Source organism: Caulobacter sp. Root1472 (assembly GCF_001426985.1).
Taxonomy (GTDB): Bacteria; Pseudomonadota; Alphaproteobacteria; order Caulobacterales; family Caulobacteraceae; genus Caulobacter; species Caulobacter rhizosphaerae.
This window is the reverse complement of the sequence record NZ_LMFX01000008.1, coordinates 58,616-72,182: the sequence shown is the minus strand read 5'-3', so window position 1 is coordinate 72,182 and position 13,567 is coordinate 58,616. Positions and strand designations below refer to the sequence as shown.

General features: G+C 66.8%; 13 protein-coding genes. 8 read left to right on the top strand and 5 right to left on the bottom strand.

All coding sequences use genetic code 11. From position 1 onward, the window contains the following. The first annotated feature begins 5 nt into the window (after positions 1 to 5). The gene (locus ASD47_RS07560) at positions 6 to 830 is read left to right on the top strand and encodes an SDR family oxidoreductase (protein WP_056753865.1); all 825 of its coding nucleotides are present in this window, start codon (positions 6 to 8) and stop codon (positions 828 to 830) included. After that, positions 827 to 1,684, top strand: coding sequence for a class I SAM-dependent methyltransferase (locus tag ASD47_RS07555; protein WP_200945239.1), 858 nt, complete (start codon positions 827 to 829; stop codon positions 1,682 to 1,684). The genes ASD47_RS07560 and ASD47_RS07555 overlap by 4 nt, the downstream gene beginning before the upstream one ends. On the opposite strand, the gene ASD47_RS07550 is transcribed toward ASD47_RS07555, so the two are convergent. Both ASD47_RS07550 and rfbH read right to left on the bottom strand, forming a co-directional pair. Further along, on the bottom strand, positions 1,681 to 2,778 hold the full coding sequence (locus tag ASD47_RS07550; RefSeq protein ID WP_056753860.1) for a class I SAM-dependent methyltransferase: 1,098 nt from the start codon (positions 2,776 to 2,778) through the stop codon (positions 1,681 to 1,683). The two genes, ASD47_RS07555 and ASD47_RS07550, sit on opposite strands and share 4 nt — an antisense overlap. Before the next feature lie 158 nt (positions 2,779 to 2,936). After that, positions 2,937 to 4,226, bottom strand: coding sequence for a lipopolysaccharide biosynthesis protein RfbH (gene rfbH / locus ASD47_RS07545; RefSeq protein ID WP_235525820.1), 1,290 nt, complete (start codon positions 4,224 to 4,226; stop codon positions 2,937 to 2,939). Positions 4,227 to 4,427: 201 nt separating this feature from the next. Here rfbH and rfbG point away from each other — a divergent pair, with 201 nt between their 5' ends. Beyond that, positions 4,428 to 5,516 (top strand): CDP-glucose 4,6-dehydratase, encoded by a 1,089-nt coding sequence (rfbG, locus tag ASD47_RS07540; RefSeq protein ID WP_056753855.1) that lies wholly within the window; start codon positions 4,428 to 4,430, stop codon positions 5,514 to 5,516. Here rfbG and ASD47_RS07535 read toward each other — a convergent pair. Next, positions 5,480 to 6,436 carry an NAD(P)-dependent oxidoreductase gene (locus ASD47_RS07535; protein WP_235525815.1) on the bottom strand — a complete coding sequence of 319 codons (957 nt, stop codon included), beginning with the start codon at positions 6,434 to 6,436 and terminating at the stop codon, positions 5,480 to 5,482. The two genes, rfbG and ASD47_RS07535, sit on opposite strands and share 37 nt — an antisense overlap. 165 nt (positions 6,437 to 6,601) lie before the next feature. Between ASD47_RS07535 and ASD47_RS07530 the strand changes: the two genes are divergently transcribed. Further along, complete coding sequence (locus ASD47_RS07530) at positions 6,602 to 7,534, top strand: N-acetylneuraminate synthase family protein (RefSeq protein ID WP_082564514.1); 933 nt, start codon at positions 6,602 to 6,604, stop codon at positions 7,532 to 7,534. 13 nt (positions 7,535 to 7,547) lie between these two features. Here ASD47_RS07530 and rfbF read toward each other — a convergent pair whose 3' ends face one another. Beyond that, entirely contained in the window at positions 7,548 to 8,330 is a 783-nt protein-coding gene (gene rfbF, locus ASD47_RS07525) for a glucose-1-phosphate cytidylyltransferase (protein WP_056753849.1), read from the bottom strand. A gap of 356 nt (positions 8,331 to 8,686) precedes the next feature. Here rfbF and ASD47_RS07520 point away from each other — a divergent pair, with 356 nt between their 5' ends. The 4 genes from ASD47_RS07520 to ASD47_RS07505 all read left to right on the top strand — a co-directional run bounded on the left by ASD47_RS07520 (position 8,687) and on the right by ASD47_RS07505 (position 12,422). Continuing rightward, positions 8,687 to 9,523 carry a hypothetical protein gene (locus ASD47_RS07520; RefSeq protein WP_056753846.1) on the top strand — a complete coding sequence of 279 codons (837 nt, stop codon included), beginning with the start codon at positions 8,687 to 8,689 and terminating at the stop codon, positions 9,521 to 9,523. A gap of 493 nt (positions 9,524 to 10,016) precedes the next feature. Then, positions 10,017 to 10,700, top strand: a complete 684-nt coding sequence (locus tag ASD47_RS07515; protein WP_056753843.1) for a carboxypeptidase-like regulatory domain-containing protein — start codon at positions 10,017 to 10,019, stop codon at positions 10,698 to 10,700. Position 10,701: 1 nt separating this feature from the next. Further along, complete coding sequence (locus tag ASD47_RS07510; RefSeq protein WP_056753841.1) at positions 10,702 to 11,925, top strand: phage tail sheath C-terminal domain-containing protein; 1,224 nt, start codon at positions 10,702 to 10,704, stop codon at positions 11,923 to 11,925. A 26-nt stretch (positions 11,926 to 11,951) separates the two neighbouring features. Then, positions 11,952 to 12,422 carry a phage tail protein gene (locus ASD47_RS07505; protein ID WP_056753838.1) on the top strand — a complete coding sequence of 157 codons (471 nt, stop codon included), beginning with the start codon at positions 11,952 to 11,954 and terminating at the stop codon, positions 12,420 to 12,422. 68 nt (positions 12,423 to 12,490) lie between these two features. On the opposite strand, the gene ASD47_RS07500 is transcribed toward ASD47_RS07505, so the two are convergent. Then, a complete protein-coding gene (locus ASD47_RS07500) occupies positions 12,491 to 12,982 on the bottom strand; it encodes a hypothetical protein (protein ID WP_056753835.1) in 492 nt (163 codons plus the stop codon). Positions 12,983 to 13,567 lie beyond the last annotated feature (585 nt).

The window sequence follows — 13,567 nt, the reverse complement described above, 5'->3', positions numbered from 1 at the left end:
CTGCAATGACGCAACCCGTCGGCCTCGCCGCCTTCGACCTGACCGGCAAGACCGCCCTGGTGACCGGCGCCGGCGGGCTGCTGGGTCGGGAGCACGTCGCCGCCTTGGCGGAGATCGGCGCCACGGTGATCCTGACCGATCTTGACCTGGCCGCGGCGCAGGCCGCCGCCGCATCGCTCCGCGGGACTCACGGCGACCGCGTCGTCGCCGCCGCCTTGGATGTCACGTCCGAAGACTCCATCCGCGCCGTGCTCGAAGCGCAGGGTCCGATCGACGTGCTGGTCAACAACGCCGCCGTCGACCCGAAGGTCACCGCCGCCGGCGGGCCGGAACTGAGCCGCCTGGAGCACTTTCCACTGGAAAGTTGGGATTTCCAGATCGCCGTCGGTCTGACCGGCGCCTTCCTCTGCGCCCGGGTGATGGGGGCCCAGATGGCGCGGCGGGGCGGCGGGGTGATCCTCAACATAGCTTCGGACCTGTCGGTGATCGCGCCGGACCAGCGCCTGTACCGCAAGGATGGGGTCGCGGAGCGCGATCAGCCCGTCAAGCCGGTGACCTATTCGGTGGTCAAGGCCGGGCTGGTGGGCTTGACCCGCTACCTCGCCGGCTACTGGGCGGGGCAGGGAGTGCGGGTCAACGCTCTGTCGCCGGGCGGCGTGTTCAACGACCATCCCGACGACTTCGTCGGGCGGCTGAGCCAGCTGATCCCGATGGGCCGCATGGCCGGGGTCTCGGAGTACCGGTCGGCCGTGCAGTTCCTGTGTTCGCCCGCCTCCAGCTACATGACCGGCCAGAACATCCTGATCGACGGCGGGCGGACCGTGCTGTGAACATCGCCGAGCGCTGCATCTGCTGTGACGGTGATCGGCTGCATCGATCGCCCGCGGTGCTGATGCCGTTTGTCGCCAACCGGGTATTCGGCTGGGAACCGGTCGAGATCACACCGGCCTGGGGTATGCAGACGCTGAGCTTGGGCATGGCCTACCCTCTGTGCAAGTCGCTGCAGTGCGAGGTTTGCGGGATGCTGTTTCTCGACATGCGGTTCAGCGACGCCGAGATGGACCGGCTCTACAGCGGTTATCGCGGATCCGAATACACGGCCACGCGCGAGCGGTTCGAACCGGGTTATGCCGCCCGCAACAATCTTCTGATGGAGCGCGCGGCCTATCTTTCCCAGGTCGAGGCGATGATTGCGCCCTATCTGGCGGGCCCGCCGCATGTACTGGACTGGGGCGGCGATACGGGGCTGAATACGCCGTTCCGCGACAGCGCCGCCAGCGTGTCGGTCTTCGATATCTCGGGTTTGGCTACGGCCGAGGGGGTCAAGCCATTGACCCGCGCGGACTTGGCGCGATCGGATTTCGACCTGGTGGTCTGCAGCAACGTCCTGGAGCACGTGCCCAGTCCGGCCGACCTGTTGGACGAGATCGGCGCGGTGATGACATCGCGGACGCTGCTTTATCTGGAGGTTCCGTTGGAGGCCTATGTGGCCGAGAATCTCGGCGTCGAGAATTTGGCCACTGGCAAGAAGCACTGGCACGAGCACGTGAATTTTTTCACCGAGACGGCCCTTCGGACCTTGATCTCGCGCCGAGGTCTCGTCGTCGTCCATCTCGAAGTCATCGAAACCCAGATCTACGGCCGCCTGGGCCGGCAATTCTGCGTGCTTTGCCGGCGGGCCTAGAGGTACTGAACCTCACTGTTGGGGTAGGCTTGCCGAAAGCCCTCCGCCAGGTCCGAAAACTGCGAGACGGTGCAGACGATCAGGGCTCCGTCGATCCGGGCGATCTCGCTCGGATCCATGAATTGGAACGCGCTCCGGCTGCTGGTCGCCAGGGTCGCCGCGTTGCGATCGATCACGGCGATGATGTTGCCTTCCAGGCCATGCAGCGGCCCGCCCGGCGAGAGGCTGCGATGGAAATTATCGCCGAAGCCGTAGATGAAGAATCTCCGGCCGTGGAGTTGCGCGCGGATGTCGGCCCAGCGCTGCGCTTCGGCCTGGAGATAGGCGTCGATCGCTTCAGGGACGGCTTGTTCGTGTCGCCGGTTCTGCAGCACGACGTATTGAGCGGGATAGAAATCCCCCAAGGCGTAGGGCATGCGATACGTCCCGCCGATCAGGACATCGAATCCTTGGGGCGCGATCTTCAGCAGCGCGCGCTGCGAGAAGTGGTTGATGTGCAGCCTGTCGACATAATAGCCGAAATGCGGCTGTGGGACGCTGATGTAGTGCTTGGGGTCCGGCATCTCGATGTGGACAAGGCCGTCTTCGCCGACCAGATCGAACAACGCTTTGATCTGGCTGATGTCGGCCATGTGCTCGATGACATGACTGAGGATCACCAGGTCGTGGCCGTCTTGCGGAAACTGGTCGGTGAACCTCAGGTTCGGCAGGTCCGAGGGGAAGTTGGCGTTTACGTCGAAACCCAGGAACCGGACCTGCGGAAAGCGCTCGGCCAGGACGTGTAGCAGCCCGCCACCGCCACAACCGAAGTCCAACACCGAGCGGATCGGCCGCGAGCCGATCAGGTTCGCCAGGATGTCGGCCTGGGGATGATTGCGATACTGGCCGTGCCGCTGGGCTGTGTCATTGGCGACGGCGGCATAGTAGTCGCGATAGCCGAAGGGATCGCGCGGCCAGGTGAAGGCGAAGTCGCAGTCCGCGCAGCCATGCAGGGTGATGGCGCTTGGCAGGTGCGGCTTGTCGCCGAAGCACAGCCCGGCGATCGCGCTGCTGGCCTCGCGACCGCAGATCGGGCAGGGCGGTGTCAGGGCCATGACCTCACGGCGCCGTAGAGCGGGTGCACGTCTCCGAGGCGTTCAGCCCGCTCTTCAACGGCGGCGATGCTCCGAATGGTCGGTTGCGGCGCGAACGGTCGGATCTGGCTGTCTGCGAGGGCGCACTTGAGTTCGGGCATGGGCTCTCTCGCTGAAGGTCAGGCGGACGCCGGCGCGCGGGCGCGGCAGAAGTCGTGGATGATGTCGAGCATGTAGGCGATGTGGTCGGCGCCGAGACCGGGATAGACCCCGATCCAGAAGGTTCGTTCCATGATCGCGTCCGCCACGGTCAACTCGCCGGCGATCCGGAAATTGCGGCCGGCCATATAGGGCTGGCGCACCAGGTTGCCACCGAACAGGAGGCGCGTGCCGATGCGGGCGTCCTCGAGGCGGCGGGTCAGCTCGTTGCGCGTGAACGGCGCTTCGGGCCTGACGGTGATGGGAAAACCGAACCAGGCCGGATCGCTGTTCGGTGTCGCCTCCGGCAGCACCAGGAATGCCTGCAGGTCGGCAAGGCCGGCCTTCAGGGCGGCGAAATTGCGCCTGCGCGCGGCGATGAAGCTGTCCAGGTGGTCCAACTGCGTCAGGCCCACCGAGGCCTGCATGTCGGTCATCTTCAGGTTATAGCCGAGGTGACCGTAGATATACTTGTGGTCATAGCCGCGCGGCAGATCGCCCATCTTCCAGCCGAACCGCTTGCCGCAGGTGTTGTCCTGACCCGGTGCGCAGAAGCAGTCCCGGCCCCAGTCGCGGAAAGACTCCGCCAGCCGGCGCAGGAACTCGTCGTTGGTGAATACCGCCCCGCCTTCGCCCGTGGTGATGTGGTGGGCGGGATAGAAGCTGAGCGTGGCCAGGTCGCCGAACGTGCCGACCTGCCGGCCGTCATAAGTCGAACCCAGGGCGTCGCAGCAGTCTTCGACCAGCCACAGGCCGTGATCGTCGCAGAGCTTGCGGATGGCGGCCAGGTCGAACGGGTTGCCCAGGGTGTGGGCCGCCATGATCGCCCTGGTCTTGGGGCCGATGGCGGCCGCGACCTTGTCGGGGTCGAAGTTGTAGGTGGTCGGCAGCATGTCGACGAACACCGGGACCAGACCCGCGCCCAGCAGCGGGTTTACCGTGGTCGGAAAGCCGGTGGCGGCGGTGATCACTTCGTCGCCGGGCTTGAGCTGGCGGGCCTTCAGCTTGGGCGAGGTCAGGGCCGACAGCGCCACCAGATTGGCCGACGAACCGGAGTTGACGGTCAAGGCGAACCGCGCCCCCAGGCGTTGAGCCAGCCTGGCCTCGAACGCGTCGTTGAAACGGCCGGTGGTCAGCCAGAAATCCAGGGCGGAATCGACCAGGCTGCGCATGTCCGAGGCGTCGTAGATCCGGCCAGACACTGGGACGGGCGATGCGCCCGCCTCGAACGGCTTCGGCCCATGGGCCAGCGCGTGATACTCCTCGACCAGGGCGAGAATCCTGCCGCGAAGCGCCGCGGTTTCCTCCGAAGGTTCCTGAAACGAGATGACGCGCTCTCCGATCCGCCAGCGATCGACGACCTTGCTGCTCCGCTCGGGCGGAGACGATGATTATCGCCGATTCGGTCCAGGGGCGGCGCGTCAAACTGCCGTGCGCGCTCGGTGGGAATCCCGGTCGGCTTTGGGGACGTCATGACCATCGGCATCGGCGAGGACTTCTGGCGCGGGCGGCGAGTGCTGTTGACCGGCCATACCGGCTTCAAGGGCGGCTGGATGAGCCTCTGGCTGGAGCGGCTGGGCGCGACGGTGCGCGGCGTGGCGCTGCTCCCCGACAGCCAGCCGAACCTGTTCGAGGCGGCGCGCGTCGCCGAGGCGCTGGACAGCATGATCGCCGACGTGCGCGATCCCGATGCGATGGACGCCGCCGTTCTGGATTTCGCGCCCTCGGTGGTGATCCACATGGCCGCCCAACCTCTGGTGCGTCGCGGCTACGAGGCGCCTCGGGAGACTTTCGCCACCAATCTGATGGGCACGGTCAACCTGCTGGACGCCGTGCGTCGCCAGCCGCGTCCGGCCGTGACGCTGATCGTCACCACCGACAAGGTGTATGAGAACCTTGAGCATGGCCAAGCCTATCGGGAGGACGATCGTCTCGGCGGCCGAGATCCCTACGGCGCCAGCAAGGCCTGCGCCGAACTGGCGGTGAGGGCCTATTTCGCCTCCTTCCTGGAAGGTGTCGGCGCGGCGGTGGGAGTCGCGCGGGCGGGGAATGTGATCGGCGGCGGCGATTGGTCGCGCGACCGGCTGTTGCCGGACGTCCTATCGGCCTTTGCGCGGGGCGAGGCGGCGGTGCTGCGCAATCCTGCGGCCGTGCGCCCGTGGCAGCACGTGCTGGAGCCATTGCAAGGCTATCTCCTGGCGGTCCAGACCCTGGCCGCCTCGCCGGCGAGCGGGCTGCGGGCCTGGAACTTCGGTCCCGACGCGGATGGCGCCCGTCCAGTCGGCGACGTGGCTCGGATCGCTGCGGAAATGTGGAGCGGGGACGCGCGGCTGGTCGAGCGGATCGACCCTTCCGCGCCCCACGAGGCGGGCCTGCTGACCTTGAATTCCGACTTGGCCAAGGCTGAGCTGGGCTGGAGGCCGCGCCTGGACCTTGAGCAATCCGTCGCCCTGACGATCGACTGGTGGCGCGAGGCCCTGGCCGGTGGCGACCTGCGCGAGACGACTCTGGCGCAGATCGATCGCTACGTTTCGTCTAACGCGCCCGTCGCCGCCAGGTAAGCGACCGTGTCGGCCACGGTCCGCGCCAGCGGTGTCGGATGCTCGCCACGGCGGAAGAGGGCGCCTTGATAGCGTCGGCCGTCGCCGACGTACCAGTCGCCTGGACCGTCACCAGGCTCCTGGCGTTCGATCGGCGGATCACTTCGAACCAGGGCCTGGCCGACCGCCCTTGCTAGCGCGCCCAATTCGACGACCTCAGCGCCGCCCACATCGAACGGCTCGGCCGACTGCGCCTCGTCCACCGCCATGTCGAGGATCACCCGCGCCATTTCCGAGACGTGGACGAAGCTCCTGAACACCGGATCGGCGGCGCCTATGGTGATCCGGCCCCGCCGTGCGAGGGCCAGGATGAACGCCCCCAGGGCGTAGGCCTCGGTGTGGTTGATGAAGGGGCCGCCGAGGTTGAACACGCGTGGAAGCAGGACGGATTTGCCGGTCCGGCGGGCCCAATCCGCAACGACCGCCTCGTGCTCGCGTTTCATGACGGTATAGGCCACGCGATCCGGCGGACCCATATCAGGGCGGCCGACGGCGCCCGACGAGACTGTGACCAGTCGTCGCGTGTCGGCCATATCAGCCAGGGCCAGAACCCGGCCCAGCAGGGCGTCGTTGCGACGTCGCATTTCCTGTAGATCGCCGCCGTCGACCCGGTCGCCGCCGACGATGGCGGCGTGGAGGATCAGCCATTCGCCGTTTCCGAGGCCAGACAAGGCGTCCAGCGGTTCGATCAGGGGCCGCTGATCCCGAAGTTGCAGGGGACGACGGGATGAGCCGAACAGCCGCAGGCGATCGGGCGGAAGGTCCGGACAGACCGCCAGAACATGGTCGGTCAGCGCCATCCCGATCCAGCCGGACGCCCCGACGATCGCCACGCAACTGGAGGGGCGCGCTAACCATGCGGCGAACTTGCACCTAGGCATTATCGCCGACTCCATTCTAGACAAGGGAACTTAGATCAAGGCCGCAGCAGGATCGGCCGCGATAGATATACCAGCCCGCGCTGGAGCCAAGAGCCCTCGCGGCGGCTTCCGCGCTTCCGAAGGCGATGTCCCGGACGTCGTTCTCCGTACAACAGGACCCGGACCATGCAGACCGTCGACGCCTCGATAAACAAGGCGCTTTCCGTGGAGAACATGGCCACGGAGCGTCTGGCTTCGATCCCGTGGCCGCTGGCGGACCGTCCCTTCGTGATCGCCGAGATCGGCATCAATCATAACGGCGATCTCGAGGTCGCCAAGGCCCTGATCCGAGCCGCCAAGGAGGCCGGGTGCGACGCGGTGAAGTTCCAGAAGCGGACGATCGACATCGTCTACACGCCCGAGGTGCTTGCCGCGCCGCGCCAGAGCCCCTGGGGCGAAACCCAGCGCGCCCAGAAGGAGGGCCTGGAGTTCGGCGAGGCCGAGTACGAGGCCATCGACGCCTATTGCCGTGAACTGGGCCTGGCCTGGTTCGCCTCGGCCTGGGACGTGCCCAGCCAGTCGTTCCTGGCCAAGTACGACCTGCCCTACAACAAGCTGGCCTCGGCCATGCTGACTCATCGTCCGCTGGTCGAGGCGGTCGCCGCCGAGGGCAAGCTGGTGTTCGCCTCTACCGGCATGTGCACCTTCGAACAGATCGACTCGGCGGTGGAGATCCTGCGCGCGGCGGCCTGCCCGTTCGTGCTCATGCATACGGTCTCCACCTATCCGACCCCGCCCGCCGACCTGAACCTGATGGCGATCGACACCCTGCGTCGCCGCTATGGCGCGCCGGTCGGCTACAGCGGTCACGAGGCTTCGGTGGAGCCCAGCCTGGTGGCCGCCATGCTGGGCGCTGTGGCCATCGAACGCCACATCACCCTGGATCGGACGATGTACGGCTCGGATCAGTCGGCCTCCCTGGAGCCGAATGAACTGAAGGTGCTGGTCTCGCGCCTGCGCGACCTTCGCGAATGGCTGGGCGACGGCGAAAAGCGCATCACGCCCGGGGAGGCGTCGGTCGCCGAGAAACTGCGCTACTGGTCGGGAGACGCGACCTAAGGCCTGGCCGGGGCTACCAGGATTTCCACGGCGCGCCCCGGAGCCACAGGTCTTCGAGGTGGAGCTTCTCGCGCAGCGTATCCATGGGCTGCCAGAATCCGTCATGACGGAAGGCCCGCAACTGTCCGCTCCGGGCCAGGCGCTCCAGCGGAGCTTGTTCGAACACCGTCTCGTCGCCTTCGATCAGGTCCAGCACCTTGGGTGACAGCACGAAGAACCCGCCGTTGATCCGCCCGCCCTCCGCCGAGGGCTTCTCGACGAACCGCTCGACGGTGTCGCCCTTGATCTTCAGGGCGCCGAAGCGGGCGAGGGGGCTGACAGCCGTGATCGTCGCCTGGGCGCCGTGCGCCTCGTGGAAGCGGACCAGGGCGCCGATGTCCACATCCGACAGGCCGTCGCCGTAGGTCAGGCAAAAATAGGGGGAATCGGCCACGTAGCGGCCCACCCGCTTGATCCGCCCTCCGGTCATGGTCTCGTCCCCCGTGTCGACCAGGGTGACGGTCCAGGGCTCGGCATGATGCTGGTGAACCTCGACCTGGCCATTGGGCGAGATCGTCAGGTCGGCGTTCTGGTAGGCGTAGTTGAGGAAGTACTCGCGGACCTTGTCGCCCAGGTAACCGCAACAGATGACGAAGTCGTTCAGGCCATGGGCGCTGTAGGACTTCATGATGTGCCAGATGATCGGCCGGCCGCCGATCTCCACCATCGGCTTGGGACGCACCTGGGTTTCTTCGGCGATCCGCGTGCCCTTGCCGCCGGCGAGGATGACGACCTTGGTCTTGGTGTTCTGCGCCATGCGACCGCTTTCGACGGGAATCTCCGGTGAACTCTACCGAAGTTGGAGGCCGGAAACAGCACCGTTCGCAGACGGTCGCCGCGCCTTGTGGTCTGGAGAAATGGCGTCTGGACGGATCGCGACGGCCTGCTAAACTCCACCTATAAGTTCAGTGGGCGAATTGATCTCCCAATCCGCGTAACCTTGACTGTAGGCCGAGATCCCGAAGTTGCGGGATCTGCGGCGCGGCGCGGCGCGAAGGCCGCGTCGGTGAGGAACTGTCGTTCTCGATCCCGGTCGACATCGGCCATTGATCGACCTGCGTACCCGAACTGTCCGGGAGAGTTCCGCGTCACCTGAGTTCTCAAGGAGGGGCCATGAGCGCCTATCGCGGTTTCATCGTGTTGGGGGCCGGGGTCGTCCTGGTCCTGTTGCCGTTCCTGATCTTCGTCGCCGCCGGCTGGCCGGGCAGCCCGGACAGTTGCATGGCCGCGACGCCCAACACCTGCTTCTGCGAGGCCTTCGACCCGGCCGACGTTATCGCCCACGCCCGAGGCGTCCGGCAACCGGTCAACACCTGGTTCAATCTCTACTCGATCCTGACCGCCGGCCTGGTGGCCTTCACGATCTATCTGGATCGCAAGGATGGCGCGCGCGGCGAGAACGTGATGCGGTCCGACAACTTCATCGCCGACCTCTACGTCTTCGCGGTGCTGTTCCTGGGGCTGGGCAGCATGTGGTTCCACGCGTCCATCGTTGGCTGGGCGGGAAACTTCGACGGTCTGTCGATGTATGTCTATGCGGCCTTCCTGGTGTTCTACACCCTGCGCCGCCTGGTTTCTGCAGACTGGGTGTTCTGGGTTTTCTATCCGATCACCGTCGTGGTCTTCCTGATCATCCACGCCCTTTGGCAGTGGGAGTTCAAGTCGCTAATCCTGATCATCGCCTTGGTGGCGGCGTATCTGGCGCTGGAGATCGTCGCCTGCGTGCGGGAGGGCAAGCCGTGGCAGGGCAGGTGGCTAACCATTCTGCTCTGGTGGCTGGCCGTGGGCTGTATCATCGCCGCGACCGTGTTCTGGGCGCTGTCCCAGACCGGCGAGCCAATGTGCCACCCCAAGGACTTCTTCCAGCCGCACGGCATGCTCTGGCACCCGTTGGCCGGTGCGATGGCGGTGCTGCTCTACTTCTATTGGCGAGAGGAGAATCGAACATGAGCACGACTTCGGCGCCCGTGGGCCTGGTCGTGGTCTTCGCGTCGGAGGGGCGGCTCTAGGGCGTCGCAAGGCTTTGCCATGATAGGGGCCGCCGCCCAATGATCTCGCGCCGGGCTTCAGACCGGCGCCCAATGCGCCCTTCTACAACTTGTGCGTTCGTTTTCCGTTTTAAAAAAAGCAAATAAAGGCGCTTTTTGTCGCGCCAAAACACAGTGCGAATTGTAACTAAAATGGCGATATCTCTACTATTTTTGATAAAGTTTGCGTTTGTCTGAAAATCTAATTTAATAAGGCGGTGGTGATAAGTGGTCATCGCTCATCGATGCCTCATGCCTTGCGTTTTTCGCTTAACTAAACGTTGTGATATTTGGAGAAAATTCTTCCGGCAAATATATCTACTCAAAAAACGTTGAAATCCGAGCTTCCCATTTGCGCGTAATTGGGCCTAAGTATGGATTGACGTCTTTGGGTTGTACCCGAGGGGTGGCCGGAAATGACCGAGGGGCTGGAGGAAACGACGCGGGATCTGATCGGCTGGACCCAGGCGGTCTTGCCGGGGCGAGCCGTGGTGGCCCGGTCCCTCAGCGATCGCGATTGCGGTGAAGGGGTCGACCTCCGCCTGATCGGCCTGGCGCCCCAGGCGACGCCCCGTGCGGCTGCGCCGCCGCTGATCCTGACCGCCGACTATTTGGTCACGGTGCGCGCCGCCGATCCCATCGTCGAACAGACCGGCGCCATCGCCTTGATGTTCGCGGCCATGGAGCACGATGAGGCCGAGGTGGCGCTGGACCGCGACGCGCTGAAGCTCTGCGCCGACTTGGACCTGCCGCCGGGACCCGGTTTCGTGCTGCGGGCCACGGTCTCGATCGCGCGGCGGCGGGCCGTCGCCCGGGCCGCTCTGGTTCGCTTTCCGCTCCGGATCGACTCCGGCGAGCTCGGCCTGCTCCAGGGCTCGGTCCTGGGACCCGGCGACACGCCGGTCGCCGGCGCCGTGGTGCGCGTCGAGGGCGTGGATCGCACCGCCCAGACCGATGCATTCGGCCGCTTTCGCCTTCACGGACCGGTCGGCGGCAAGGGCGCGCCGATACGCCTCAATGTTCGCGCCCGCGGGATCGAGATCGACCGCGAGGTCGAGACCGGCAGCCCCGTGATCCTTCGTCTACCGCTGGAGATTTGACATGCCGTCCTATTTGAGCCCCGGCGTCTACGTCGAGGAGATCGACTCTGGAACTCGCCCGATCGAGGCGGTGGGAACATCGACGGCCGGCTTCGTCGGGACCGCGCCGAACCCCGACGCCTTCATCGACGAGGCGGTGGCGATCAACAATTGGAGCGAGTTCAGGCGACGTTACGTGCGCGACGGCGACAAGGGCACCGACCTGGCCAACGCCGTCTACGGCTTCTTCCTGAACGGCGGCTCCCGCTGCTATGTCGTCAACACCAAGGCCGACGGGGCGATCGCCGGCAAGGGGCGGGGGCTGGACGCCCTGGCGGCGATCGATGAGATCGCCATCATCGCCGCCCCCGGTCGCACGGACCCGGCCTCGCACGGGGCCTTGCTCGATGCGGCGGAGTCGCTGAAGGATCGCGTGGCGATCCTGGACGCCCCGCCTCGCGTCGACGATGTCGAGGTGCTGACCCGCGCGGCCGACGGGAGCGCGGCTCCATCCCCGACGCCCGCCGTCGAGGGCGATGCGGCCCCGGCTGCGCCGCGCGGACGGGGCCCCAAGCCGGGCCTGCGCCCCCGGGATTCCGACGGCGGCTACGGCGCCTGCTACTTCCCCTGGCTTCGGGGCCGCGACGCTGTCGATCCGGACAGCCTGGCCCAGATCCCGCCTTCGGGCCACATGGCCGGCATCTATGCCCGCACCGACAGCGAGCGCGGGGTGCACAAGGCTCCGGCCAATGTCACGATCCGCGGCGTCGAGGGGCTCACCCAGATGCTGTCGCGGGCCGAGCAGGACGTGCTCAACCCGGTCGGCGTCAACTGCATCCGCTTCTTCACCCGCGAAGGCGTTCGCGTCTGGGGCGCCCGGACCCTGGCGCCCAGCGCCAGCAACTGGCGCTACCTGAACGTCCGGCGGCTGTTCAACATGATCGAGGAATCGATCGCCATCAGCACCCGCTGGGTGGTGTTCGAGCCCAACGCCGGTCCGCTGTGGAAGGACATCCAGCGCGATGTCGGCGCCTTCCTGACCTTGCTCTGGCGGCAGGGCGCCCTGGCGGGAGCGCGGCCCGAGGACGCCTTCTTCGTCAAGTGCGACGCCGAGACCAACCCGCCCGAGGTGGTCGACGCCGGCCAGGTGGTGGTGGTCATCGGCATCGCGCCGGTGAAGCCCGCCGAGTTCGTCATCTTCCGCATCGGCCAGACGGCGGTCGGATCCACCGTCGAGACCGCCTGACCCCCAAACCTTGAAGAGGATCCGTCATGGCCAACAAGCCTGAAGAAGCAGCGGCGGCGCCCAAGGTCGGCGCGCTTCCCGACGTCTATCGCAACTATAACTTCATGCTCTCGTCCCGCGAGATGGGTGATGTCCGGTTCACCGAGTGTTTCGGGCTGGGCGTGCGGATTCATCCGATCCGCTACCGAGAGTCCGGCAGCGGCCAGATCGTCCGGACCCTCCCCGGACCGGTGGAATACGCCGAGGTCACGCTGCGATACGGCCTGACCAAGACCCCGGCGCTTTGGGACTGGCTCAAGGAGGTGCTGGCCGGGGGCACGCCTCGCCGCAACATCTCGATCGCGATGATGGACGTGAAGGGCACGGCCGAGGTCCTGCGCTGGAACCTCGACAACGCCTGGCCCTGTGAATGGAGCGGGGTGTCGTTCGACGCCCTCGGCCGCGAGGTGGCGATCGAGGAGCTTAAGCTGTCCTTCGACACCCTGACCCGGGCGTAGGCCATGGCCCTTCGCCGCCTGTTTTCGGGTTGGCTGGGCGCCCTGGCCGCCCTGGCCCGTTCTGTCGCTCAGGCCCTGGAGCACGCCGCCGAGGATCGTTCCGCGCCGGCGCCGAACCCAGTCATGGACGCCCTGGCCGAACGGTATCCGGGCGCGCCGGCCCACTGGCTGGCGCACGTCGCGGAGCGGACGTCCCGACTGGCCGAGGCGGGCGAGGTCCCGTTGTCCCTGAACAGTGACCCGGCGACGTGGCCGCCGGCCCAACCCCAGGCCGCGCCGCCGCCGGTCGAGACGATGGCCCGCGCGCCGGTCTCACGCGATCCGGCCCCGACCGGGCCGTCGTCCCGCCGCGAGGCGGCCGTCCCGACCCTGGCGGCGCTGCGTGAGCGACCCTCCGAGACATGGCGACGGCCCGACCTCGCGCCGAAGGGGCGATCAAGGCCGGTGTTCGCGTCTTCGGTTTCGACCGTCAGGTCCGAACCCTCGGCCCATGCTGCGCCTGGGCCGAACGCCGACGCCGTCCGCCGTCCACGCTCGCCGCTGTCGGTCAGGGCTGACATGCCGTCTCGACCGACCTCGGAGACGTCGCGGGCGACGGGTTCCGAAGCGACCGCGCCTCCCGAAGAGATCGTGCGACAGGCCGCGTGGGCGGATGCGCCACGCAACCTCGTCGAGGGTCCAGGGACGGCTCCGGTCCGGCCCATCAAGACGCCGTCAATGGGGGCGGATCCCAGCGTCTGGACGGGCGCTGAGGAGCGAGCGATCCGTGACCCCGGGGCCCATGCTGACCGGACCCGGCCGACGATCCTATCCCGCGATCCCAGACCGTCGACTTTGGGAAGGGTCGTGCAGAGGTCGGTGCGTGTCGCGCGGTTCCTTGCGCCCCGTCCGAAGCCCGTGAAGCGGGCTGAGGCCGCAGACGCCTGGACCGTCGACCGGGGAGGCGCCGTGGAGCACGGATCCGCGGCCCGCGTCGCAGGACCCTCGCCGAGCTCCCCGCGGGCAATACGGGACCTCACGCCCAGTGCGGTGCACGCCTCCTTGCCCCACCCGCGAGGCCTGATCTTTCGAGCGCTCGCCGCCGTCCAGGCGCGATCCCGCGCCAAGCGCGCTCCGGCCGCCGATCCGACTGTGAGGTCAACGCC